The sequence below is a fragment of the Massilia sp. KIM genome (genome assembly GCF_002007115.1).
Classification (GTDB): Bacteria; Pseudomonadota; Gammaproteobacteria; order Burkholderiales; family Burkholderiaceae_D; genus Telluria.
Map to the genome: position 1 here is coordinate 946450 of NZ_MVAD01000002.1, position 23868 is coordinate 970317.

General features: G+C 68.8%; 28 protein-coding genes. 10 read left to right on the top strand and 18 right to left on the bottom strand.

The features are described 5' to 3' along the window. Window positions 1-38 precede the first annotated feature (38 nt). Both flgK and flgL read left to right on the top strand, forming a co-directional pair. Entirely contained in the window at window positions 39-2006 is a 1968-nt protein-coding gene (flgK, locus tag B0920_RS18910; protein WP_078034192.1) for a flagellar hook-associated protein FlgK, read from the top strand. A gap of 19 nt (window positions 2007-2025) precedes the next feature. Then, window positions 2026-3246 carry a flagellar hook-associated protein FlgL gene (gene flgL / locus B0920_RS18915; protein ID WP_078034193.1) on the top strand — a complete coding sequence of 407 codons (1221 nt, stop codon included), beginning with the start codon at window positions 2026-2028 and terminating at the stop codon, window positions 3244-3246. Here the strand turns inward: flgL and B0920_RS18920 are convergent. The 7 genes from B0920_RS18920 to B0920_RS18950 form a co-directional block, all read right to left on the bottom strand. Then, on the bottom strand, window positions 3230-3580 hold the full coding sequence (locus tag B0920_RS18920; RefSeq protein ID WP_078034194.1) for a hypothetical protein: 351 nt from the start codon (window positions 3578-3580) through the stop codon (window positions 3230-3232). The two genes, flgL and B0920_RS18920, sit on opposite strands and share 17 nt — an antisense overlap. Next, the gene (locus B0920_RS18925) at window positions 3577-4119 is read right to left on the bottom strand and encodes a cytochrome b (RefSeq protein ID WP_078034195.1); all 543 of its coding nucleotides are present in this window, start codon (window positions 4117-4119) and stop codon (window positions 3577-3579) included. Before B0920_RS18925 ends, B0920_RS18920 begins: the two co-directional genes overlap by 4 nt. Next, complete coding sequence (locus tag B0920_RS18930; RefSeq protein WP_229455765.1) at window positions 4116-5120, bottom strand: catalase family peroxidase; 1005 nt, start codon at window positions 5118-5120, stop codon at window positions 4116-4118. The genes B0920_RS18925 and B0920_RS18930 overlap by 4 nt, the downstream gene beginning before the upstream one ends. A 214-nt stretch (window positions 5121-5334) precedes the next feature. After that, window positions 5335-5649: a hypothetical protein gene (locus tag B0920_RS18935; protein ID WP_179119225.1), complete on the bottom strand. Its 315-nt coding sequence runs from the start codon at window positions 5647-5649 to the stop codon at window positions 5335-5337. 79 nt (window positions 5650-5728) lie between these two features. After that, on the bottom strand, window positions 5729-6370 hold the full coding sequence (locus tag B0920_RS18940; RefSeq protein ID WP_078034197.1) for a redoxin domain-containing protein: 642 nt from the start codon (window positions 6368-6370) through the stop codon (window positions 5729-5731). Window positions 6371-6410: 40 nt separating this feature from the next. After that, on the bottom strand, window positions 6411-8459 hold the full coding sequence (locus B0920_RS18945; protein WP_229455766.1) for a protein-disulfide reductase DsbD: 2049 nt from the start codon (window positions 8457-8459) through the stop codon (window positions 6411-6413). Window positions 8460-8700: 241 nt separating this feature from the next. Then, window positions 8701-9624 carry an AraC family transcriptional regulator gene (locus B0920_RS18950; RefSeq protein ID WP_078034199.1) on the bottom strand — a complete coding sequence of 308 codons (924 nt, stop codon included), beginning with the start codon at window positions 9622-9624 and terminating at the stop codon, window positions 8701-8703. A gap of 89 nt (window positions 9625-9713) precedes the next feature. Between B0920_RS18950 and B0920_RS18955 the strand changes: the two genes are divergently transcribed. From B0920_RS18955 to B0920_RS18990, 8 genes are all read left to right on the top strand, one after another. Next, on the top strand, window positions 9714-10541 hold the full coding sequence (locus tag B0920_RS18955; protein WP_143745834.1) for an oxidoreductase: 828 nt from the start codon (window positions 9714-9716) through the stop codon (window positions 10539-10541). Window positions 10542-10619: 78 nt separating this feature from the next. Beyond that, complete coding sequence (locus B0920_RS18960) at window positions 10620-11210, top strand: TetR/AcrR family transcriptional regulator (RefSeq protein ID WP_078034201.1); 591 nt, start codon at window positions 10620-10622, stop codon at window positions 11208-11210. A 111-nt stretch (window positions 11211-11321) separates the two neighbouring features. Further along, window positions 11322-11951 carry a hypothetical protein gene (locus tag B0920_RS18965; protein ID WP_078034202.1) on the top strand — a complete coding sequence of 210 codons (630 nt, stop codon included), beginning with the start codon at window positions 11322-11324 and terminating at the stop codon, window positions 11949-11951. Between the two features lie 14 nt (window positions 11952-11965). Next, a complete protein-coding gene (locus tag B0920_RS18970) occupies window positions 11966-12709 on the top strand; it encodes a cytochrome b/b6 domain-containing protein (RefSeq protein ID WP_078034203.1) in 744 nt (247 codons plus the stop codon). Further along, the gene (locus B0920_RS18975; protein WP_078034204.1) at window positions 12702-13469 is read left to right on the top strand and encodes a molybdopterin-binding protein; all 768 of its coding nucleotides are present in this window, start codon (window positions 12702-12704) and stop codon (window positions 13467-13469) included. The genes B0920_RS18970 and B0920_RS18975 overlap by 8 nt, the downstream gene beginning before the upstream one ends. A 46-nt stretch (window positions 13470-13515) precedes the next feature. Then, complete coding sequence (locus B0920_RS18980; RefSeq protein ID WP_078034205.1) at window positions 13516-14091, top strand: hypothetical protein; 576 nt, start codon at window positions 13516-13518, stop codon at window positions 14089-14091. An 8-nt stretch (window positions 14092-14099) separates the two neighbouring features. Continuing rightward, complete coding sequence (locus B0920_RS18985; RefSeq protein ID WP_078034206.1) at window positions 14100-15257, top strand: GDSL-type esterase/lipase family protein; 1158 nt, start codon at window positions 14100-14102, stop codon at window positions 15255-15257. 173 nt (window positions 15258-15430) lie between these two features. Further along, window positions 15431-15778: a CzcE family metal-binding protein gene (locus B0920_RS18990; RefSeq protein WP_078034207.1), complete on the top strand. Its 348-nt coding sequence runs from the start codon at window positions 15431-15433 to the stop codon at window positions 15776-15778. Between the two features lie 7 nt (window positions 15779-15785). On the opposite strand, the gene B0920_RS18995 is transcribed toward B0920_RS18990, so the two are convergent. The 11 genes from B0920_RS18995 to fliJ all read right to left on the bottom strand — a co-directional run bounded on the left by B0920_RS18995 (window position 15786) and on the right by fliJ (window position 23842). Beyond that, window positions 15786-16403, bottom strand: a complete 618-nt coding sequence (locus tag B0920_RS18995) for a glutathione S-transferase family protein (protein ID WP_078034208.1) — start codon at window positions 16401-16403, stop codon at window positions 15786-15788. A 59-nt stretch (window positions 16404-16462) separates the two neighbouring features. Continuing rightward, window positions 16463-17152, bottom strand: coding sequence for a YafY family protein (locus B0920_RS19000; RefSeq protein WP_179119226.1), 690 nt, complete (start codon window positions 17150-17152; stop codon window positions 16463-16465). Continuing rightward, complete coding sequence (gene fliR, locus B0920_RS19005) at window positions 17149-17982, bottom strand: flagellar biosynthetic protein FliR (RefSeq protein ID WP_078034209.1); 834 nt, start codon at window positions 17980-17982, stop codon at window positions 17149-17151. Before fliR ends, B0920_RS19000 begins: the two co-directional genes overlap by 4 nt. After that, window positions 17983-18252 carry a flagellar biosynthesis protein FliQ gene (fliQ, locus tag B0920_RS19010; RefSeq protein ID WP_078034210.1) on the bottom strand — a complete coding sequence of 90 codons (270 nt, stop codon included), beginning with the start codon at window positions 18250-18252 and terminating at the stop codon, window positions 17983-17985. 10 nt (window positions 18253-18262) lie between these two features. Continuing rightward, window positions 18263-19003 carry a flagellar type III secretion system pore protein FliP gene (gene fliP / locus B0920_RS19015; RefSeq protein WP_143745836.1) on the bottom strand — a complete coding sequence of 247 codons (741 nt, stop codon included), beginning with the start codon at window positions 19001-19003 and terminating at the stop codon, window positions 18263-18265. Beyond that, a complete protein-coding gene (gene fliO, locus B0920_RS19020) occupies window positions 18993-19877 on the bottom strand; it encodes a flagellar biosynthetic protein FliO (RefSeq protein WP_078034211.1) in 885 nt (294 codons plus the stop codon). Before fliO ends, fliP begins: the two co-directional genes overlap by 11 nt. Continuing rightward, window positions 19874-20311, bottom strand: a complete 438-nt coding sequence (fliN, locus tag B0920_RS19025) for a flagellar motor switch protein FliN (protein ID WP_078034212.1) — start codon at window positions 20309-20311, stop codon at window positions 19874-19876. The genes fliO and fliN overlap by 4 nt, the downstream gene beginning before the upstream one ends. A gap of 40 nt (window positions 20312-20351) precedes the next feature. Further along, the gene (gene fliM, locus B0920_RS19030) at window positions 20352-21335 is read right to left on the bottom strand and encodes a flagellar motor switch protein FliM (RefSeq protein ID WP_078034213.1); all 984 of its coding nucleotides are present in this window, start codon (window positions 21333-21335) and stop codon (window positions 20352-20354) included. 18 nt (window positions 21336-21353) lie between these two features. Further along, on the bottom strand, window positions 21354-21872 hold the full coding sequence (fliL, locus tag B0920_RS19035) for a flagellar basal body-associated protein FliL (protein ID WP_078034214.1): 519 nt from the start codon (window positions 21870-21872) through the stop codon (window positions 21354-21356). 199 nt (window positions 21873-22071) lie between these two features. Beyond that, window positions 22072-23394, bottom strand: coding sequence for a flagellar hook-length control protein FliK (locus tag B0920_RS19040; RefSeq protein ID WP_078034215.1), 1323 nt, complete (start codon window positions 23392-23394; stop codon window positions 22072-22074). A 7-nt stretch (window positions 23395-23401) separates the two neighbouring features. Next, on the bottom strand, window positions 23402-23842 hold the full coding sequence (gene fliJ / locus B0920_RS19045; RefSeq protein WP_078034216.1) for a flagellar export protein FliJ: 441 nt from the start codon (window positions 23840-23842) through the stop codon (window positions 23402-23404). Window positions 23843-23868 lie beyond the last annotated feature (26 nt).

A 23868-nucleotide genomic window follows, 5' to 3' on the forward strand; every position in this document is an offset into this window, starting at 1 on the left:
ACTGCCGTCAACGCTATTGACCAGGAAAGAAGAACGATATGGCCGGTAATCTCCTCAGCATAGGTAAAAGCGGCCTGTACGCGGCACAGGCGGGCCTGTCCACGACCGGGCACAACATCAGCAACGCCAACGTGGCCGGCTACAGCCGCCAGGTGGTGGTGCAGGCGACCGCCACCGCCCTCGACCTGGGCAGCATCGGTTTCCTGGGCACCGGCACCCAGATCGCCCAGATCAAGCGCTACAGCGACGAATTCCTCAACAGCCAGGTGCGCAGCGCCCAGGCCGCGGCCAGTGGCTTCGAATCCTACGCCGCCCACATCGCCCAGATCGACAACCTGCTGGCCGACCAGACCGCCGGCCTGTCGCCGACCCTGCAGGGCTTCTTCAAGGGCATCCAGGACATGGCGGCCAACCGCGCCTCGATCCCCTCGCGCCAGGCCATGCTGTCGGCGGCCGAGACCATGGCTTCGCGCTTCCAGGCCCTGGACGCGCGCCTGGGCGAGATCCGCGAAGGCGTGAACAGCCAGATCGAAACCAGCGTCACGGCCATCAACACCTACGCCCAGCAGATCGCCCAGCTGAACGAGCAGATCGGCAACTTCGCCTCGGGCGGCACGCGCGCCCCGAACGACCTGCTGGACAAGCGCGACCAGCTGGTGCTGGAACTGAACAAGTACGTGAAGGCCACCGTCACCCCGGGCGACAACGCCAGCCTGACGGTCCAGATCGGCAATGGCCAGCCGCTGGTGGTGGGCCAGCAGTCCTTCCAGCTCGCCGCGATGCAGTCGCCGACCGACCTGACCCGCCTCGAGGTCGGCTATGTGATCGGCAACAAGGTCTCGGTGCTGCCCGACGGCGCCCTCAGCGGCGGCGAACTGGGCGGCGCGCTGGAATTCCGCACCACCACCCTGGACCGCGCCCAGAGCGCGCTGGGCAAGATCGCGCTCGGCATGGCGATGGAATTCAACAAGCAGCACCAGCTTGGCCTGGACGCCAACGGCCAGCCGGGCAAGGCCTTCTTCGCCGAGGCCCCGGCTTTCGTCGGCAAGAACATCAACAATGCATCGACCTCGACCACGGCGGTGGCGGCCAAGGTCACCGACCCGAGCAAGCTGGCCGACAGCGACTACAAGGTCGAATTCGACGGCACCAACTACAACGTGGTGCGCCTGTCGGACAACAAGAAGACCGCCATCACGCCCTACGTCCCGGCCGGCACCACCGCAGTGGTGGACGGTGTCGAGTTCACCATCTCGGGCCTGGCCCAGAAGGGCGACAACTTCCTGGTGCGCCCGACCATCAACGGCGCGGCCGACTTCAAGGTGCTGGCCAACGACGTCTCGCAGATCGCGGCGGCGGCGCCGATCGCCACCAGCATGCCGCTCACCAATACCGGCACCGGCAAGATCAGCGAAGGCAAGGTCGATTCCAACTTCCTGACCGGCGCCCCGGCGCTGCCGGTCACGCTGACCTTCGACGACACCCCGGCCCAGCTGAGCGGCTTCCCGGCCGGCCTGGCCGTGAGCGTGCGCCAGAGCGACGGCACGGTCACCAACTACCCGGCCCCGGTCGCCAACGTGCCCTATAACGCCGGCGCCACCTACACCTTCGGCGGGGTCAGCGTGACCATGTCGGGCGCCCCGGCGGACGGCGACAGCTTCAAGATCGAGGGCAACACCGGCGGTTCGGGCGACACCCGCAACATCGGCCTGCTGGGCGACCTCCAGACCAAGAACATCTTCAACAACAACAGCGCGACCTTCCAGTCCTCCTATGCCCAGATGGTCAGCACGGTCGGCAACAAGGCGCGCGAAGTCCAGGTCAACGCCAAGGCCAGCAACGCCCTGCTGGCCCAGGCCACCGGCGCCGCCTCCGACGTCGCGGGCGTGAACCTGGACGAGGAAGCGACCAATTTGATCAAGTACCAGCAGGCCTACCAGGCGGCGGGCAAGGTGATGCAGATCGCCGGCACCATCTTCGACACCCTGCTGTCGATCGGCCGCTGAGTCTTAAGGAAACCACGCGATGCGCCTGAGCACCTACAACATCTTCAACACCGCCACCAACCAGCTCGGCACCCTGCAAAGCGCGCTCGCGCGCACCCAGATGCAGCTGTCGACCGACCGCCGCATCCTGACCCCGGCGGACGACCCGGTGGCCTCGGCGCGCGCGCTCGAAGTCAGCCAGTCGAAGGAGATGAACAGCCAGTTCGCCACCAACCGCCAGAGCGCGCGCTCCTCGCTGGCCCAGGTCGAGCTCTCGCTCAAGAACGCGGGCGACCTGATGCAGGACATGCACACCATCGCGGTCAACGCCGGCAACGGCAGCATGCTGCCGGCCGACCGCCTGGCGCTGGCGACCGAGCTGGAAGGGCGCCTGACCGACCTGCTGGGCGTGGCCAACACCACCGACGGCGCCGGCGGCTACCTGTTCTCGGGCTACAAGGCGACCACCGAGCCCTTCACCCGCACCGCCACCGGGGCCAGCTACAACGGCGACCAGGGCCAGCGCCAGCTCCAGGTCGGCGCTTCGCGCAAGATCCCGCTGTCGGCGGCCGGCAGCGCCGTGTTCGAGGCCATCCCCACCGGCAACGGAACCTTCCAGACCCAGGCCTCGGGCGCGAATACCGGCAGCGGCGTGATCTCGTCCGGCTCGGTGACCGACCGCAGCCAGTACCTCGCTCACAACTATTCGATCGCCTTCACGGTCGGCGGCACGCCCGAGACCACGACCTATACCGTGACCGACAACAGCACCATCCCGCCGACGGTCTCGCCGCCGGCGACCTACGAGGAGGGCAAGCAAATCGCCTTCGGCGGCATGGCCTTCGACATCAAGGGCAAGCCCGCCAACGGCGACAGCTTCACCGTCGAGCCGAGCGAGAAGCAGTCGGTGTTCACCACCGTCACCGACCTGATCTCGGCCCTGCGCAAGCCGGCCGGCACCGCCAAGGAAGTGGCCGAGCTGACCAACAGCCTGAACGAGGCGATGGACAACCTCAAGTCGGCCCACGACAACGTGCTGACGGTGCAGGCCTCGGTGGGCGCGCACCTCAAGGAACTCGATTATCTCGACAGCGCGGGGGACGACCTGAACATCCAGTACGCGGCCACCCTGTCCGACCTGCAGGACCTCGATACGGTGAAGGCGATCTCGGAGTTCCAGCAGCAGCAGACCACCTTGCAGGCGGCCCAGCTGTCGTTCAAGACGATGTCGGGGCTGTCGCTGTTCAATTACATCGGCTAAGCAAACCAGCTTCCCCCTTTCGCCAAGGCGCCATCACCGGCGCCATCAGCGCTCCCCGGGCGGGCGGGGAGTGGCGCGCATACGCGACGCGCCATACGAGACGCGCCAGCGCCAGAGGCAACACCGCCAGCTCGGCCCGGAACGCCCACAAGCCGGCCGTGCCGGACAGGCCGTGCAGCCAGCTGCCCAGCATCGCGCGCACGCCACGACCCGATGGCATGCGCGGTTCGGCCAGCCGTTGGCCGATGCCGAATTCTATCAGCACCAGCGCAATGAGCACGCAGATGCGCACCAGGCGCCTGGCGCGGCGCAGCTCGTCGCGCCAGGAACTCATTCGCCCTTTTCCCCACCTTGGGCCATCTGTTCGAACACGCCGTCGCGCCGTATCCAGAGGTGATACAGGGCCGCGCCGAGGTGGGCCATGATGGTGAAGAACAGCAGGTAGGCGAGCACGCGGTGCAGCGGACGCAGGACGCCGTACAGGACCGCGTCGTGGGGCAGGATGGGCGGCAGATGGAGACCGTCGACGACGGTCACCGGATAGGCGCCGGCCGAGAGCATCGCCCAGCCGACCAGCGGCATCGCCAGCATCAGCGCGTAGAGCAGCCAGTGGGAAGCGGTGGCGGCCAGCGCCTGGATGCGGGGCAGGTCGGCGGGCAAGGGCGGTGGCGGGTTGCGCCAGCGGTTGATCAGCCGCACGACGGCCAGCACCAGGATCAGCAGCCCGAGCGGGCGGTGCAGGTCGAGCAGCAACTCGCGGTGCCGCAGCGAGACCACCATCGCCGCGCCCACGAACAGCATCGCGAGGATCGCGGCGGCCATGGACCAGTGCAGCACCCGGGCCGGGAGATTGAAGTGGGATGGGCGGCTCATCGGGCGTTTCCTTCCACGCGGGCGCCCTGGCTGACTTCGCGCTCGCGGCGATTGAACGAGACCGAGTACACGGACGAGCGTGCGTGCAGCACCGGGTCCCCGGAGGCCACGATCCCTTTCGGCAGGATGAGCGGGTCGAAGTTCAGATCCAGGCAGGGCCCGTTCGCCTGCGCCTCGGCGCGCGTCATGGTGAGGGTGCCCATCACCGTCTCGGGCCGGCTGTCAGGCCAGGGTTTGGATGGATCCTCGATCGGGTCGCCGGGGGCCGCGAACTGCATGACCATGTCCCACTTCAGGGGACCCTGCGCCAGCCGGCGCTCGAGGTCGGCGGCCAGGAAGTCGCGGTCGGCTGCGGCCAGCTGCGCCGGATCGGCGGCGGCGAAGGCCGCGTGCGGGCGCATCGACCAGCGTACGGCGCGCGCCATGCCATCGGCGCCGGTGAGGAAGAAGGCGTTGACGCCATTGAAACGGGTATTGGCGAAGCTGTCGGAAGCCCGGGCGCTCTTGGACCAGGCCATGAAATTGGCGATTTCCGGATAGCGCGCCAGCACAGCCTTCATCTTGCCAGGATCGGGCTGGCCGGTGGCAGGATCGGGCAGCCTGGCCGCGTTCAGGGCCTGGAAACCTTCCGGCGTCGACGAGGCAAAGAAGGGGAAGCTGTTCATCGCCAGGCGCCACTCTTCTCCGTCGTCGGTCTTAAGCTGCAGCGCCATGCCGCGTACCGCCGCCTTGTTGTCGTGGGCGTGCGGGTTGTTGCCGGGGTTGGAGAAACGCCCGACGACCGGCGTCGACGCCTGGGCAAACACGCGCGCGACCGACAGCCGGGCCGCGTCCGGCGTGGGCGCGAAGCTGCCGACGAAGCACACGCCTTTTGCGTGGGCGCGCCGGAAGCCTGGCGGCGCCGGGCCGGAGGACTCGGCGGTGTCGACCATGGTCTGCGGCGTCAGCCGGCTGCTGCCGAACCAGCCGCCGACCCATGCGAACAGCAGGATCAGCGTCAATACGATGAGGGCGATGGGCAGGAGCAGAAGCGGAGAGCCTCGGCGTGGGTGGGGTGTCGGATCGGGAATCACGTTGATGACGGATCAGGATGAACGAACCGCTATTATCCATGGCGGCGGATTCCGCTGCACGCCGCCAGCGCCGGCGGGTATCCGCTCGCCCCCGCGCTGGCGCATCAGCCGCGCGCTCGTGGCCGTGCTCGGGCCTTCTACATCAGGGAAGCGCCGGCTGTGCGTTGTCGAGGTAGAGCTTTTCCGTCGCTTTCTTCAGCTCGGCATGTGGCAGGAACTGATCCGAGATGGTCAGGATGGCGTGCAGGTTGTTCTTCAATTTTTCCAGCTCGATCGGCCCTGACTGTATCGCTGTCTGCAACAGGTGAATGGCCATGTCCGCCAGCAGCAAACGCTGTTTCTCCATCCAGTCGACCGGCATGTCCCTGGCAGCCGGGTGGCTCAGGTAAGCCTGCTCGACCACTGCGTGGATGTCCCAGCCCATCCGCTTGAGCGCATTGCGCACTTCCTCATCCATATCTGCTCCTGATGGCGAACTCCGGCATGGCCGGAGCCCTGGCGCCCCGCGACGGCCGGCCGCCGCGGGGCGGCGGCTATCACGCCTTGTACTTCACCGAGCAGCCATAGGGCCGCGTCACCGCCTGCGCCACCTCGGCGCCCTTGAGCACCGATTCCATCGCGGTCTTGAACAGCGGATCGGCCTTGGCGATGTCGTCGGTCTTGGTCGAGGGGATGCTGTCGATCCCGCCCGCGTAGCGCAGCACGCCCTTGGCGTCGATCACGTACATGTGCGGCGTAGTGCGCGCGTCGTAGGCCTTGCCGATCGTGCCCTGCGGGTCGAGCAGCACGGCGGCCGGCGCGGCGCCCCGGCTGGCGGTGAGCTCGTCGGCCTTGGCGCCCGCCACGTGGCCTTGCTCGCCCGGCGCGGACGAGATCACGCTCAGCCACACCACGCCCGCATCCTTGGCCTGCTTCTGCAGGGTCTGCATGTTGGACGACTTGTAGTGCTTCTGCACGTAGGGGCAATCGTGGTTGGTCCATTCCAGCACCACGACCTTGCCCTTGAAGTCGGACAGCTTGTGCTGCTTGCCCTTGCTGTCGACTGCCGTGAATTCGGGCGCCGGCTGGCCGACCGTGGGCGCGGCCAGCGCATGTGCGGAGGACAGCAGGCCGGCCCCGGCCAGGGCTGCCGAAACGAGGGTGGTGCGCAGGACTGCGCGGCGAGTGAGACGGTTCATGGGATCCCTTTCCAAAGAGTGGTTGGCAGACACGATTGCACTACTCCCGCAATGCCTCGGTGACGATGGTCTGGGTCAGCACCGGCGGCAGGACCACCGGGTCCTTGCCCGGCGGGTAGAACACGTAGAAGGGCAGGCCGTCGCGCCCGAAACCGCGCAGGAAGGCCGTGATGGCGGGGTCGCGCTGGGTCCAGTCGCCCTTCATGTAGACCACCTCGCGCGCGCGCATCGCATCCTGCACGGCGGCGGTCGAGAGGGTGGTGCGCTCGTTGACCAGGCAGGTGATGCACCAGGCCGCGGTCATGTTGACGAACACCGGCTTGCCCTCGGCGCGCAGGGCCGCCAGGCGCTCGGCGCTGTAAGCCTCGGCCACTTGCGCGCTGGCCGTGGAAGCGGCCGTGGAAGGCGCGGGCGCCTGCGCCTGGGCCGCGTGCAGGCCTGGCACCAGGCCGGCCAGGGCGGCCGTGGCGGCCAAAGCGAAGCCGCGCGGCCACCAGACGCGCTTGACGCCATGCTGGCCGAGGCCCACCAGCCAGGCCACCAGGCCGACCAGCACCGCGCCCGCCAGCGCCAGGCGCAGGCCCGCTTCGCCCGCCTGCTGGGCCAGCACCCACAGCAGCCAGGCCGCCGTCGCGTACATCGGGAAGGCCATGGCCTGGCGCAGGCGCAGCATCCAGGGGCCGGGGCGCGGCAGGCGGCGCGCCAGCGCCGGGAACAGGCCGAGCAACAGGAAGGGCAGGGCCAGTCCCAGGCCCATGCAGGCGAACACCACGATGCTGAAGGCCGCCGGCGCGGCCAGGGCGGTGCCGATGGCCGCGCCCATGAAAGGCGCGGTGCAGGGCGTGGCCACCACCACCGCCAGCAGGCCGGTGAAGAAGCTGCCCGCATGGCCCTGGCGCGCGGCCGGTCCTTCGCCGGCGCCGGCGAGCGAGGCGCCCACCTCGTACACGCCCGAGAGATTCAGGCCGATCGCCAGCATCAGCCAGCACATCGCCGCCACGAACACCGGCGACTGGAACTGGAAGCCCCAGCCGACCGCGCTGCCGCCGGCGCGCACCGCGAGCAGGGCAGCGGCCAGCAGCATGAAGGCCGTCAGCACCCCGAGGGTGTAGAACACGCCGGACAGGCGCACCGCGCGCCGTTCGCCGCCCGACAGGCCGGCCAGGGCGGTGGCCTTGATCGCCAGCACCGGGAACACGCAGGGCATCAGGTTCAGGATCAGGCCGCCGGCGAAGGCGAACAGCGCGGCCTGCCAGAGGGGCAGGGGCGCGTCGGCCTGAGAGTCCGCCAGCGCCGGCGTCCCTGGCGTCCCGGCAGCGGCGGCCGGCGCCGCCACGGCGGCGGGTTCGAGCGCGAACCAGCGCTTCTGGCCGCCGCCGTCGACGATGGCCAGCAGGCCGGGCGCCGGGCCGGAGCGGTAGCCCTGGCCCCTGGGCAGGGCCAGGCGCAGCACCCCGTCCTCCAGCTTGAGGGGCTGCTCGGCGACGTGGTCGACCACGCCCCAGTTCTCGGGGAAGTACAGTGCCGAACGTACCGACTGCGGCGAGATGCCGGCGCCTTCGACGCGCAGCTCGAGGGTCTTGTCGCCCACGGCCAGGCTGCTGTTCCAGGGAGAGGCCTGGGGCCGGCGCGCATCGGCGATCGCGAAGGCCGCGCGGACTTCTTCGTTGGCGGGACGGGCCGCGGCCTCCACCGGCAGGCGCAGGACGAACTTGCCTTCCTCGGGGATGCATTCCTTCTCGCACACCACCCAGTCGGCGCTGGCCTCGATCGCCAGCGAGCTGCCGGGGCGGGCGTCCTTCGGCACCGTGAACGACATCGGGAACACGATCTCGTTCTCGTAACCGTAGCTCGCCACCGGCCCGATGATGAAGCGCTCGGGGCCGGGCCAGACGATGGCGCCGACCGCCGCGCCCTGCGGCAGCTTGAAGTCGATGTTGGGCGGCGAGCCGGCGTCGCCCGGGTTCTTCCAGTAGGTGTGCCAGTGCGGCGCGAGGCGCTGGCGCAGGCCGATGCGCAACTCCTGGCCAGGGCTGACGGCGGCATGGTCGCTGACCAGGGACACGGTGGCGCGCGGACTGCGCACCACATCGCTTTCCGCGCCCTGTGCCGGCGTAAATACGGCCGATGCCAATACGGCCAGTGTCAATACAAATGGCGTCAATACAGCCCGCGTCAATACGGCACGCGCGCGACGCAGGTGATCGGAGAGGGCAGGAAGAAGTGTCGGCATGCGTGCTGGCGGCTGGAAGTGGGCGGGCTCTTACACGTCGAATGGTTCGCCTTATCCTAGACCAAATTGCCCGCCTCGCATAGCACCCATGCGCGGCTCAGCGCGACGAAACGAAGACAGTGTTCGATTGCGGCGGGATGGCGAAACTGGCGCGCATGCGCCGCACTTCCTGGGCCGGCGAGAGCCCGAACAGGCGCTTGAATTCGCGCCCGAACTGCGAGGCGCTCTCGTAGCCGACTTCCGCCGCCGCGGCCGCCGCGGTCCTGTCATGGCGCAGCATCAGCATGCGCGCCTGGTGCAGCCGGATCGACTTGATGTACTGGATCGGCGTGGTGTCGGTGACCTTCCTGAAGTGGTGATGGAAGGTCGGCACGCTCATGTTCGCCTGCGCGGCCAGTTCCTCCACCGTGAGCGCCTCGGCGTAGGCGGCGTGGATGCGCCTCAGGGTCTTGAAGATGCGGCCGAAGCGCCCCTCCTGGGCCAGGGCGGCGCGCAGCGCCCCGCCTTGCGCGCCGCTCAAGACCCGGTAGTAGATCTCGCGCAGCAGTCCCTCGCCCAGGATCGCGATCTGCGGCGGGTCGGCCAGCGCCTGCACGAAGCGCAGCACGCTCATGCCGAAGGCCTCGTCGATGGGCGTGGAAAACATGCTGCGCGCCGGCGCGCTCGTGGGCCCGCCGGTCTCCTCGAGCCGGGCCAGCAGCTCGGCCGCGAGCCGGAAGTCGAGCTGCATGTAGATCGCCAGCAGCGGCTCGTCGGCGCTGGCTTCGGTTTCCATCGTGAACGGCACCGGCGCGGCCACCGCCAGGTAGTGCTGGGCGTCGTAGCGGTAGATCTCGCCGCCGAAGTAGCCCTGCTTGCGGCCCTGGCAGACGATCACGATGCCGGGCGAGTAGAGCACCGGCGTGCGCTCCAGCGAACGGTCCGAGCGCAACAGGCGCACGTCGGGCAGGGCGGTCAGGTTATAGCCCTCGAGCGGGCAGAGGGAGCGCATCAGGGCGATGGTCTGGTCGCGGACGTTCATAGGATCAGGCTAGAAATCGACGTTTTTAGGGCTCAGCAAGCCGGCTTGCGCAGAATATCATGCGGTCCATCGAAGACAGAGGAGGAAGCATGAGCAAACTGATCCTGATTACCGGCGCGAGCAGCGGCTTCGGCCGCGCCCTGGCCGAGGCGGCCCTGGCGGCCGGCCATGCCGTGGCCGGCACGGTGCGCGGCGAGGCGGCGGCGCGGGCCTTCGCGGCCCTGCATCCCGGGCGCGCCCATCCCCAGCTGCTGGACCTGAGCGACGGCGCCGCCATCGGCGAGCTGGTGGCCGGCGTCGAGGACCGGCTGGGGCCGATCGACGTGCTGGTCAACAATGCCGGCTATGGCCACGAAGGCGTGCTGGAAGAGTCGCCGCTGGACGAGATGCGGCGCCAGTTCGAGGTCAACGTGTTCGGGGCGGTGGCGCTCATCAAGGCGGTCCTGCCGGGCATGCGTCGGCGCCGCGGCGGCCACATCGTCAACATCACTTCCATGGGCGGCAGCATCACCATGCCGGGCATCGCCTACTACTGCGGCAGCAAGTTCGCCCTGGAAGGCATCTCGGACACCCTGAACAAGGAGCTGGCGCCCTTCGGCATCGCGGTGACGGCGGTGGCGCCGGGGTCCTTTCGCACGGACTGGGCCGGCCGCTCGATGGTGCGCAGTCCGCGCAGCATTCCCGACTACGACGCCAGTTTCGGGCCGGTGCGCCAGGCGCGCGAGGACAAGCACGGCAAGCAACTGGGCGACCCGGCCAAAGCGGCCCAGGCGATCCTGCGCCTGATCGACAGCCCCAGGCCGCCCGCCCACCTGCTGCTGGGCAGCGACGCCCTGGCCCTGGTGCGCCAGGGCCTGAGCGAGCGCCTGGCGGAGATCGACGCCTGGGAAGCGCTGACTCTTTCCACCGATGGCTGACGGGGTGGGAAGCCGCTGGATGTGACGAGCATCACAAATTTCTTGACCTTCATACCTACCAGAAGGTAGGATGGCGTCATGAAAAAACTGAGCAACACGTCGGACGAGATCCTCGCCTGCGCCCGCGGCCTCATCATCGCCGGCGGCTACAACGGCTTCAGCTATGCCGACATCGCCGAGGTGGTGGGCGTGCGCAAGGCCAGCATCCACCATCACTTCCCGAACAAGGTCGACCTGGTCAAGGCCATCGTCGTGCGGCACCGCGAGGCCACCCAGGGCGGCGTCGCCTACCTCCAGCAGGCCCACACCGAACCGATGGCCCTGCTGCGCGCCTATAGCCAGTACTGGGAAAAGTGCATCGCGGACCTGAGCGCGCCCTTCTGCGTGTGCGCCCTGCTGGCCGGCGAGCTGCCGATCCTGCCGGCCGAGGTGGCGACCGAGGTGAGGTCTTACTTCCGCTTCCTGTCGGGCTGGATGGCCTCGGTGCTGGAGCAGGGCGCGCGGCAGGGGACGATCCGGCTGGCGCAGGCGCCCCAGGTCGAGGCCGAAGTGTTCATGGCGAGCGTGCACGGCGCCATGCTCTCGGCCCGCGCCTATGGCGACACGGCGGTCTTCGGGACCATCATGTCGGCCCAGCTCGACCGCCTGGCAGCGCCCGCGCGCACCTGACACACCGGGCGGCCCGCAAGGGATGCCCGAACCGGTCCCTCCTGGCCTCGGCGCACCGGCTTGGACCGCTTATTTTTTGCGCCTTGATTTTACCAACTAGTAGGTAAGCTAATGAACATTTCCATTTCCCGTATCGCTCCCATCCTCGCCGCCTCGACCCTGGCCCTGGCGGCGGCCATGCCTGCTTCCGTCCATGCCGAGGGCCAGGAGCGGGTCAACGTGCGTGGCCAGGTCCTGAGCTTCTCGGGCAAGACCCTGAAAGTGAAGAGCCGCGACGGCAAGACCCTGGACGTCAGCCTGGCCGAGGGCTGGAAACTGGCCGGCCTGCAGCGCGCCACGGTCGCCGACATCCAGCCCGGCAGCTACGTCGGCATCGCCTCCCTACCCAAGGCCGACGGCGGCGACGGCGCCCTCGAAGTGCTGATCTTCCCGCCCGCCATGAAGGGCACGGCCGAGGGCAGCTTCGCCTGGGACCTCAAGCCCAACAGCAACATGACCAATGCCACCGTGGCCAACGCGGTCAAGGACGTCGACGGCCACACCGTCACCGTGTCCTACCATGGCAAGGAAAAGAAGATCGCCATCCCCCAGGGCACGCCGATCGTCAGCTTCGCCCCCGCCACCAACGCCGACCTCAAGCCAGGCGCGGTGGTCTTCGTGCCGGCCATGAAGGACGGCAAGGGCGGCCTGCTCGCGCAGCAGGTCGTGGTCGGCGCCAACGGCGTCGTGCCGCCGATGTAAGGGCGAGTCCTGCGATGAACCATCAGGCAGACAAGCCGAACGGGGCGGCAGGCGGCATCGTGATGCTGCGCCGGCACGCCCTCGTCACCCGCCTCACGCATTGGCTGAACGTGCTGTGCTTTTGCTTGCTGGCCGCGAGCGGCATGCAGATCTTCAACGCCTGGCCCCAGCTGTACTGGGGCCAGCAGGGCGCGGACGCGAGCCACGCCCTGCTCGTGCTCCAGGCTTTTCCGGGCTGGCTGACCCTGCCGTCCTGGCAAGACCTCGCCGCCGGGCGGCGCTGGCACCTGTTCTTCGCCTGGTGCTTCGTCCTCAACGGCGCGGCCTACCTGGCCTACGCCGTGTTCAGCGGCCACCTGCGGCGCGACCTGCTGCCGCGCGGCGGCGAGCTGGCTCCGCGCCACCTGTGGCGCGAAGTCCTCGACCACGCGCGCCTGCGCTTCCCGCGCGACGAGCGGGCGCGCCACTACAACACGCTGCAGAAACTGAGCTATCTGGGCGTGATCGGCCTGCTGCTGCCCATGATGCTGCTCACCGGCCTGAGCATGTCGCCGGCCATGAACGCCGTCCTGCCCTGGCTGCCCGAGCTGTTCGGCGGACGCCAGTCGGCGCGCACCCTGCACTTCGCCAGCGCGGCGCTGCTGGTGCTGTTCGTCGTCGTCCACCTCGCCATGGTCTTGCTGTCGGGACCCTGGAACAACCTGCGTTCCATGCTGTCGGGACGCTATGCGATCCACCTTGGGAGGCCGCATGAATGAGATCAACGACAAGCGCCGTCGCCTGCTGCTCGGCGCCGGCGCGCTGGCCCTGGCCGGCTGCGACGCGGCCACCCGCCACCCGGGCGTCGAGGCCATGCTGCGCGGCGCCGAGGCCCTGAACATGGCGGCCCAGCGGCGCCTGCTGTCGCGCGGCGCGCTGGCGCCCGAATTCGAGGAGGCCGACATTTCGCCGCAGTTCCGCGTCAACGGCACCAGCATGCCCGACAGCGAGGAATACGCGGCCCTGCTGGCCGGTCACTTCAAGGACTGGCGGCTCGAGGTTGGCGGGCTGGTGGCGCGGCCGCGCGCCTTCTCGCTGGCCGAACTCAAGCTGATGCCGGCGCGCACCCAGATCACCCGCCACGACTGCGTGGAAGGCTGGAGCGCGATCGGCAAGTGGACCGGGGTGCCGCTCGGCCAGCTGCTGCGCGCGGTCGGGGTGCTGCCCTCGGCGCGCTACGTGGTCTTCCATTGCGCGGACGAGCTGGAAAAGACCCTGGACGGCAGCGGGCGCTATTACGAGAGCATCGACCTGGTCGACGCCTTCCATCCCCAGACCCTGCTCGCCTACGGCATGAACGGGGCCGAGCTCGGCGTCGGCCACGGCGCGCCCTTGCGCCTGCGGGTCGAGCGCCAGCTCGGCTACAAGCAGGCCAAGTACCTGATGCGGATCGAGCTGGTGGACAGCTTCCGCCACCTCGGGGACGGCAAGGGTGGCTATTGGGAAGACCGCGGCTACGAATGGTATGCCGGCATCTAGGACGCCGCACAGCACCGACACATCGCACATCAAGGAGAACACCATCATGAACCAACACATCGCACTCGAGCACGCGGCCCAGGAAGACTGGCTGCGCCGCTACTACTTCGCGCGCGCCGCCTTTTCCATCCTCTGGGTGGCGGCCGTGCTGTCCATCGCGCCCGCTTCCAGCGCCGCCGGCGCGGCCCTGCTGGTGGCCTATCCAGCCTGGGACGCCCTGGCCAACATCGTCGACGGCCGCCGCAGCGGCGGCCTGGCGGCCAACGCGACCCAGCTGGTCAACGTGGTGGTCAGCCTGGCCGTCACGCTCGCCATCGCCATCGCCCTGCCGGACATGCACGGCGTGCTGACCGTGTTCGGCGCCTGGGCCATCCTGTCCGGGTTGCTCCAGCTCGGGACCGCGCTGGGACGCTGGCGTGCCTTCGGCGCGCAGTGGGCGATGGTGCTGAGCGGCGCCCAGTCGGCCCTGGCCGGCGCGGTGTTCATCTGGCAGGCGCGCATGCCGCAGCAGCCCACGGCCGCCACGGTGGCCGGTTATGCCGGCTTCGGCGCCTTCTACTTCCTGGTGTCCGCGCTGTCGCTGCAATTGCGCGCGCGCCGTCGCGGCCGCGCGCGGGCATGAGCGCAGGCATGAGCACACAACTCGCGGTCAGCACGGCCATCACGCCGCGCTTCATCCACGGCGCCGTCGAGGTCGAGCGCACCGCGGCCGGCCTGCTGCCGCACCGCCTGCCGGCCTGGGCGCGCGCCCAGTGCGCCGATCCGCAACTGGCGATGGCGCAGTCCCAGCCCTCGGGCGTGCGCCTGGTGTTCCGGACCACGGCGACCGAGCTCGAACTGGTGGTGCTGCCCACCAAGCGCGTCTACGGCAGCATGGCGGCGCGCGCCGACGGGATCTACGACCTGCTGGTCGACGGCCGCCTGCTGCGCCAGGCGAGCGTGCGCGGCGGCCAGGCGATGAAGATCGACATGGCTTCGGGCGCCACCACCCTGGTGCCGGGCGAGGCCCGCAGCCTGCGCTTCGGCGAGCTGCCGGGCGGCTTCAAGCACGTCGAGATCTGGCTGCCGCACGACGAGACGACCGAGCTGCTGGCCCTGCGTTCCAGCGCCCCGGTGTTCGTGGTCACGGAAGCGGGCAGGAAGCGCTGGGTGCATCACGGCAGTTCGATCAGCCAGGGCTCGAACGCGGCCCATCCTTCCGGCATCTGGCCGGCGGTGGCCGCGGCGCGCGCCGGCCTCGACCTGCTCAATCTCGGCTTCGGCGGCAGCGCCTTGCTCGATCCCTTCGTGGCGCGCAGCATCCGCGACCTGCCGGCGGACCTGATCAGCCTGAAGATCGGCATCAACCTGGTCAACACCGACCTGATGCGCCTGCGCGCCTTCGCTCCGGCGGTGCATGGTTTTCTCGACACCATCCGCGACGGCCATCCGGACACGCCGCTCTACCTGGTCTCGCCGCTGTGCTGTCCGATGCACGAAGAAGTGCCGGGGCCGACCCAGTTCGACACCGGCGCGCTGGCGGCGGGGCGGGTGATGTTCCGCGCCGGCGGCAGCGTGCACGAGCTGGCGCAGGGCAAGCTGAACCTGCGGCTGATCCGGGAGGGCCTGGCGGCGATCGTCAGGCAGCGGGCCGCCAGCGACCCGCAGCTGCACTACGTGGATGGCCTGGCCCTGTACGGGCACGAGGACAGCGCGCGGATGGCGCTGCGCGACGAGCTGCATCCGGACGCGGACAGCCACCGCCTGATCGGCGAGCGCTTCGCCGACCTGGTACTGGCGGGGTCTTGATGTCGGAATGACCATGCGGCGACCTCGGTCCGCGCCGCTTAAGACGATTGGTCAAAACCCCGAGCCTTCCGATCAACTCCGCAAGGCCTTGCAGCAGTACATTACTCGCACAGCCTTTCAGCACATCGCACGTAGCCGAAGGGCTCCTTCCCAAACTTGAAAGCGAGTCCATCATGAAAACGATCAAATCTGTTTCGACCCTGATGTTTGCCCTGTCCGTCTCCCTGGCCGCCGGCCTCGCCAGCGCGGCGGAGCCCGTCGCCAAGCGCGCCGAGATCGCGGACCATGGCGCGGTGGTGCAGGACGCCGGCGCCGTCCGCAAGATCGTCATCCAGCCGAACACCAAATCGGTGACGGTGCAGGACGGCGAAACCGTGACCTTCGTGGTGGACGGCAAGAGCTTCAGCTACCACTTCCAGACCTGGCCGACCACCAACGTCCTGCCGCTGTCCGCGATCGCACCGCAAGAGGTGAACGTCGGCGGCGTGCGCGTGTACGTCAACCACCTGATCCCGGGCTGATCCGGCTTCAGTACACCGGCGTGGTGCGCACCCACGCCGGCAGTTCGCGCACCCGCGCGAACCAGGCCTGCAGGTGCGCATACTCCTGCAGCGGCAGGTCCGCCTGTTCCATGTACATGAGGGGCGCGGCCACCGCGTAGTCGGCCAGGGTCACCTGGCCGCCGACCAGCCACTTGCGCGTGGCCGCATGGCCGTCGAGCACGGCGGCGGCGAGCGCCAGCTCCTGCTCGCCGCGCGCGATCTCGCGCGGGTCCGGCTCCCCGCCGTTGACCATCTTCTTCCACAGGCGTTCCCAGGTGAATATCCCGATCGCCGGCGAAAAATGCTGGCAGGCCCAGAACAGCCAGCGGTTGACGCAGGTGCGCGCCACCAGGCCTTGCGGGTAGAGGGACTGTCCGGAATGGCGTTCGGCCAGGTATTGCATGATGGCGCAGGATTCCCACAGCACCAGCTCGCCGTCCACCAGCACCGGCAGCTTGCCATTGGGGTTCAGTTCTTCCAGGCGGCGGCGTTCGTCCGCGTCCATCAGGTTGACTTCGACCGTGTCGAGCCGGATGCCGAGATGCTCGAGCACCATGCTCACGCGGCGCGAATGCGAGGAATAGGGGCTGTGGTAGAGGCGCATTGCTGTTTCCTTAAAATTGCTGGAGAAGCAATGCTAAAAGCGGGGACTGACAGATCCTGTCAGGAGTCTTCCTCGATCCCGTGTTCGGCGCGCCACTGGCGCAGCAGGGCGTGGCGCTGGGCCGGATAGCGCTCGGCGCGCGACTCGGCTTCGACGATGCGGTCGACCCGGAAGTGGCGGATGGCGTCGCGCAGCTCGCACCAGGCGGCCAGCACGCGGCGGCCGTCGAAATAGGCGAGGGCGAAGGGCCAGATCACGCGCTCCGAAGGCCGTCCCTGTTCATCGCGGTAGAGCAGGCGCAGCTTGCGGCAGTGGCGGATCGCTTCGCGCGCCGGCTGGATGAAGGTGTCGGGTTCCGGCTTGGGCCAGACCGGCACCCACAGGCTGGTGTCGGCCATGTGGTCGCGCAGGTCGCGCGGGGTGGCGGTGGCGATCTTGGCCAGCGCGCGTTCGGCGGCGGCGTGCAGGGCCGGGTCGCCCTGGTGGCGCACCCAGCGCGCGCCCAGCACCAGGGCCTCGAGCTCGTCGACGTCGAACATCAAGGGCGGCAGGAAGAAGCCGGTGCGCAGCAGGTAGCCGACCCCGGCGGAGCCTTCCACCGGCGCGCCCAGCTGGGCCAGGGCCTGGATGTCGCGGTAGATGGTGCGTTCCGAGACGCCCAGGCGCTCGGCCAGCGCGCTGGCCGTCACCGGACGGCGGTGGCCGCGCAGGGCGTCCATGAGCTGGAACAGGCGGCCGGTGCGGCTCATGGCGCCGGACGGGCCGGGGTAGCCGGAGTGGCCGCAGTGGGCGCCCGGGCGGCGCCGGCGCGCGGGATCGCGCGGCCCGCTTCGATGCCCTGGTTGAACAGGTTGAGGATGGGCGTGCCCAGGTAGGGCATGGCCAGGCTCAGGGTCAGGAAGCCCACACCCAGGGTCACCGGGAAGCCGATGCCGAACAAATTCAGCTGGGGCGCGGCGCGGGTCAGGATGCCGAGGGCCACGTTGGTGATGAGCAGCGCGGCCACGATCGGCAGCGAGAGCTGCAGCCCGGCCGAGAAGATGCGCCCGCCCCAGCGCACCAGTTCCAGCGGCGCGTTGCCGGAAAAGGGCGTGCTGGAAATCGGCAGGCTGACGAAGCTTTCGGCCAGCGCCGCCAGCAGCACCAGGTGGGCGTTTACGGCGAGGAAGGCCATGGTCGCGACCAGGGCCATGAACTGGCTGATGGCCGAGGAGCGTCCTTGCGAATTGGGATCGAAGAAGGTGGCGAAACCCAGGCCCATGGTCTGGCTGGCGACTTCGCCGGCGAACTCGATGGCGGCGAACACCAGGCGCATGGCGAAGCCCATCGCCACCCCGATCAGGAGTTCCTTCACCAGGATCAGGAGGCCGGCCCAGGAGGTCGGGTCCATGGCCGGGATGGCCGGCACGGTGGGCGCGATCACGATCGCCAGCAACACCCCCAGCACCACCTTGACCGAGACCGGCACGCGGCCGTTGCCGAAGATCGGCGCGGTGGCGATCAGGCCCAGGATGCGGGTGAGCGGCCACAGCAGCCCGGCGACCCAGGCGTTGAGCTCGGCCGAGGTGAGGGCCAGCATCTAGCCGATCAGGCCAGGGATGCCGGTGAACACCTGGCGCATGTAGTCGAGCATCACCGAGAGCATCCAGGGGCCGGCCACCACCAGGGCGATGAAGATGCCGACCAGCTTGGGGATGAAGGACAGGGTCGCTTCGTTGATCTGGGTCGCGGCCTGGAAGATGGACACGATCAGGCCGATGATCAGGGCCACCAGCAGCAGCGGGGCCGAGACCATCAGGGTCACTTCCATGGCCGTGCGGCCCATGGTCATCACGCTTTCCGGGGTCATGCTCGCCTCCTCAGTAGAAACTCTGGGACAGCGATCCCAGCAGCAGTTGCCAACCGTCGACCAGCACGAAGAGCATCAGCTTGAAGGGCAGGGCGATCACGGCCGGCGACATCATCATCATACCCATCGACATCAGCACCGAGGCCACCACCATGTCGATGATCAGGAAGGGGATGAAGATGGCGAAGCCGATCTGGAAGGCCGTCTTCAGCTCGCTCGTGACGAAGGCCGGGATCAGGACCCGCAGCGGAATGTCTTCCGGCCCCTGCAGCGCGGGCGAGCGCGAGATCTTGACGAACAGGGCGAGGTCGGACTGGCGGGTCTGCTTGACCATGAATTCCTTGAGCGGCACCGCGCCCCGGTTCAGGGCCTCCATCATCTGGATCTTGTTTTCCTGCAGCGGCACATAGGCTTCGCTGTAGATGCGGTCGAAGGTCGGCCCCATCACGAACAGGGTCAGGAACAGGGCGAGCCCGACCATCACCTGGTTGGGCGGCGCGGTCTGGGTGCCGAGCGCCTGGCGCAGCAGCGAGAGCACGATGATGATGCGGGTGAAGCTGGTCATCATCAGGAGGGCGGCCGGGATGAAGGTGAGGGCGGTCAGCAGCAGCAGGGTCTGGACCGGCAGCGAATAGGTGGTGCCGCCGCCCGGACCCGGGCTGGTGTTGAAGGCCGGCAGGCCCGGCTGGGCGAAGGCCAGCAGGGGCAACAAGGCGAGCCCCGCGGCCAGCCAAACTTTCTTATTTAACATGACGCTTGTCGATCGTAGTCTTGAGCCAGTCGGAGAAGCTCGCGGCCGGCGCGCCGGGCTGGGTGGCGGCATCGGCGGCCGCGCCTTCCTGGCGCGGCAGGGTGGCAAGGGCGTTGACGCGGCCGGGCGAGGCGCCGACCACGATCCACTGGTCGCCGACCTCGACCACCATGATGCGTTCGCGCCCGCCGATGTTGAGCGCGCCGACGATGCGCAGGTTGGCATTGCTGGTGCCCATCATGCGGCCGCCGAAGCGCTTCATGAACCAGGCTAGGCCCGCCAGCACGGCGAGCACCAGGACCAGGGCCATGATGGTCTGGAACAGGCTGCCGGCCGCCGGCGTCGAAGCCGGCAGGGCGACTTGCGGAGCGGACTGGACGGGAGCCGGCGCCGGGGCTGCCGGACTTGCAGGCTGGGTCCCCATCTGGGTCCCCATCTGGGTCCCCGACTGGGTTCCCGGCTGGGTTCCCGACTGGTCCGCGGGCACAGGCGCAGGCGCAGGCGCGGCCGGCTGGTCGCCCGGCAGGCTGGCCGGCGCCGGCGCGGTACTGCCCGCTGCGGCCGAGGGCGCGGGACGCACCGGCGCCGGAGGGCGGCCGGTGGTGGTCTCGCCAGGACGGCGCGGGGTGGTGGCCGGGTCCTGGGCGGCGGGCGCGGGCGCATTGGCCGGCGCTGCGGGGGAATCTCCAGGGGTGGCGGGCTGCCGGGCGGCCGGGGCCGGGGCGGCAGGCTGCGCTGCCGGCGCGCTGGCGGCCGGGGGCGGCGCGGCGCAGGCTGCCAGCGGTGCGAACAGCAGGGCGGCCGTGAAAACGCGCAGGGTTGGCGCGCTGGCCAACCCTGGGAGGTACTTGATCGCGACGTTGCGCTTGGTCATTTATTCAGTTTTCGGATCCGTTCAGATGGCGTGATGATATCAGTCAGACGGATACCGAACTTGTCGTTCACGACCACCACCTCGCCCTGGGCGATCAGGCAGCCGTTCACCAGCACGTCCATCGGCTCGCCGGCCAGGCCGTCCAGTTCCACCACCGAGCCCTGGGCCAGTTGCAGCAGGTTCTTGATCGCGATCTTGGTGCGGCCGAGCTCCACGGTCAGCTGGACCGGGATGTCGAGGATGAAGTCGATGTCGTTCGGCGTGTCGTTGCGCGCGCCCTTGTTCGAGAAGTCCTTGAACACGGCCGCGCTCGGCGCAGCGGCGGCCGCCTGCTGCTGGCGTTCGAGCGCCGCCGCTTCGGCCGCGGCCTGCTCGGCAATCGCCGCGCCCCAATCGTCGTCGAGGCTGCCTTGATCGTCCTGGGTGTCAGACATGGTGTTCTCCTGTGTTGCGTGCTTGCTGCATGTTTGCTGTCTATTTGCTGAACGTGTCGCTGTTGGCCAGCAGCTTCTCGACCTTGAGCGCGTACTGGCCGTTGAGGACGCCGTAACTGCAGTCCATCACGGGCACGCCGTCCACCGTCGCCTGGATCGTCTCCGGCACGCTGATCGGGATGACGTCGCCCACTTTCATGTTGAGGATCTCGTCGAAGTTCGCCTTGCCGTGGCCGAGCACGGCCACCAGCTCGACTTCGGCGACCTGGATCTGCTGGGTCATCAGGCGCACCCAGCGCTTGTCCACTTCCAGCGCCTCGCCCTGGATGCTCGAGGTCAGGGCATCGCGGATCGGCTCGATCATCGAGTAGGGCATGCAGAAGTGGATCTGGCCCGAGACCGACCCCAGCTCGACCGTGAAGGTGCAGGACACCACCACCTCGTTCGGGGTCGCGATGTTGGCGAACTGGGTGTTCATCTCGGAACGGATGTACTCGAATTCGATCGGGTACACCGGTTCCCAGGACTTGGCATAGGCCTCGAACACGATGTCCAGGATGCGCATGATGATGCGCTGCTCGGTCTGGGTGAAGTCGCGGCCTTCCACGCGGGTGTGGAAGCGGCCGTCGCCGCCGAACAGGTTGTCCACCAGCAGGAACACCAGGCCCGGGTCGAAGACCATCAGCGCGGTGCCGCGCAGCGGCTTCATGTGGATCAGGTTGAGGTTGGTCGGGACCACCAGGTTGCGGATGAATTCGCTGTACTTGGAGACCCGCACCGACCCCACCGAGACCTCGGCGCTGCGGCGCAGGAAGTTGAACAGGCCGACCCGCAAATACCTGGCGAAACGCTCGTTGATGATCTCGAGCGTCGGCATGCGGCCGCGGACGATCCGCTCCTGCGTCGCCAGGTTGTATGTGCGTACCCCCGAGGTGTCTTCAGGCGTCGCAATGTCGTCCTGATCGCCGTTGACCCCCTTGAGGAGGGCATCGACTTCTTCCTGTGAGAGGAAATTATCGGCCATGGTGCTTCTTAGTAAGGCTTACTGGATTATGAATGAGGTAAATAATACGTCGGTCACATCCTGTTCGTCGCCATCTTTCTCGAACGGCTGCTTGACGGCTTCCTGGATCTCGGTCGCGAGCTGCTGCTTGCCCTCGACGGTGCTGATTTCCGAGGCCTTCTTGCCCGACAGGAGGAGCAGCACGCGGTTGCGCACCACGGCCATGTTGTCCTTGACGAGCTGGGACTGCTCGGCGCCCGCCACCTGCAGGGTGAACTGCACCTGCAGGTATTGCTCGCCGTTCTCGGGCTGCAGGTTGACCGTGAAGGCCTCCACCGGCACGAATTCGGACTTGGCTTCAGGATCCTTCTTTTTCTTCTTCTTGCTTTCCTTGGCCGGTTCCTCGGCATGCTCGGCCGCCGCCGACTGGGTGAAGTACCAGCCGCCGCCGGCGCCGGCGCCCAGCACCAGCACCGCCGCGGCGATGATGATGATCAGCTTCTTCTTCCCGCCCGCCGGTGCTGCTGCCGCCGCGTCGGCCTTGGGATCAGCTTTCATTTTCGGATTCGCTTTCAAGATGTCTCTTACTGCCTAGTGGATCGTTACCGTCATTATGGCATTGTCGCGGAAAGATGCACCCGGGCAAGCCTCGAAAAGAGGCCGGAAGGGCTGGCATTCCGCGCGTTTGTTGCGTCCGGGCGATGACGGGTTGTTAAGGGCGGCCGAACGCGCCGCCGACGTATGGATAGACCGACAATCAGGCGAAGGTGTCGACCATGCCGCTGTCGCCCAGGGCGACCGTGCGGGTGGCGCGCGGTGCGGCAGCCTCGGCCGTGCCCTGGGCGGCGCCGTCGCGGCCATTGCCGCCCACGCCGCCGCCGTGGCCGGCGCTGCGGCGCTCGCCATCCTGGGGCGCCTGGCGGCCGTCCGGCACGCCGGCGTCGACCGTCGCGTTGCCGAGGGCGATGCCGCTCTCGCTCATCATTTCACGCAGGCGCGGAAGGGCGTTTTCCAGGGCTTGGCGCACTTCCGCCTGGCTGGAGGAGAACTGCACGCTGGCCTGGTCGTTGCTCACGTTCAGCACCACCTGGACCGGGCCGAGGTCGGGCGGGTTCAGGGTCAGGGTGGCGGCCTGTTCCTTGCCGACCATGTAGACGATGCGCTGGCTGACCTGGTTGTCCCAGGCCTGGGTGCCCACGCGCGCCGGGATGCGGTCGCCCGGCGCCGCGGCCGGATTCTGGACGGCTTCCAGCTTGGCCGCCTGGGCCTGCAGCTGGGTGACCGACGGGGCCGGCGCTTCGGTTTGCGGCGCGGCGTCCTGGCCGGCCTGGCGCAACTGGGCGGCGAAGGCATTGGCGTCCGGCTGGGTCTTGGCGGCAGGGGCTTCGGGCGCGCCGCGCGGCTCGGCCGGGGCGCGCTCGACGCCGGCGGACAACTGCGGGCCGGATTGGCCTGCGTCCTCGGCAGGGGCCTCGGCGCCGGCCGAGGCGTCCGTGGCGGCGCCGTCCTGGGCCGCGAGGCGGGCGAAGCTGGATTCCAGCACGGCGAGCTGGAGCTCGCCCGGCGCGGCGGCGCTGGCCGCCGCGTCCTCGGCCGCCGGGGTCGTGGCCGCCGGGACGGCGTTCGCCGCCGGCTGGGCCAGGCTGGCGATGTAGGCCAGCATGTCGGTCACGGGGTTGGTGGCCGCTGCGGCTGCCGCCGCCGCCGCGTCGGCCGCCGCCTCCTTGCTTTCCTCGCCGGCCTGGGCGGCGCCGGCCTGGGCCGTGCTGGCCGCGGCCTCGGTGTTGTCCGCCACCTGCTGCTTCGCCGGTTCGCGCGCCGGGCTGCGCTGGGCCTGGGCCGCGTTCGGCTTGTCGCCCGAGGCCGGTTTGTTGGGCGCGGCCGGCTTGTTCTGCTGGGCCGCCGGGGCCGGCGCGGGCGCACCCTGCTGGGGCGCCATCTGGCGCTGGGCGATCTCGCGCGAGAGGGTGTCGCCGAAAGCCTTGCCGCCGTCGGCGGCCGCGCCCGGGAGGGCGGGAGCGCGCGCGGCGGCGTTGGCGCCGGAGACCTGGAACGGGAGGGTGGTGGTCTGCATCGTCATGGTTGGTTCAGCGTTTGTAGAAGGCGCCACGGGCCGCGTGGTCGTCCATCAGTTTCTGGTCGCGCTTGTTCTCGACTTTCAGGGCCTCGGCTGCCGCGCGTTCGCTCAGGGTGCGGTAGGACAGGCGCTTGCGTTCGCTATCCTGCCATGCCGCTTTTTCCACGTTGGCCTTGTACTGCGCGTGCTTGATGACTTCGCGCTGGCCGTTGAGCGCGTTGTCCAGCTTGCCGATGAAGGCAACAAAGTTGTGGTACGAGAGAGGCGTGATCCCGGCCACCTGGGCGGCGTCGAGCTTGCGCGCGTATTCGTCGCGGTAGCCCACCAGCATCTCCAGCTTCTGCTCGGCCTCTTCCACGGCCTTGAGGGCCGCGCCGAGGCGCTTGGCGGCAGCGTCGGATTCGCGCTGGGCCAGGTCGATCAGGGTTGCGAGGGCGGATGCTTGGGCCATAATGACTCAGAGTATAGTGCCCTTGA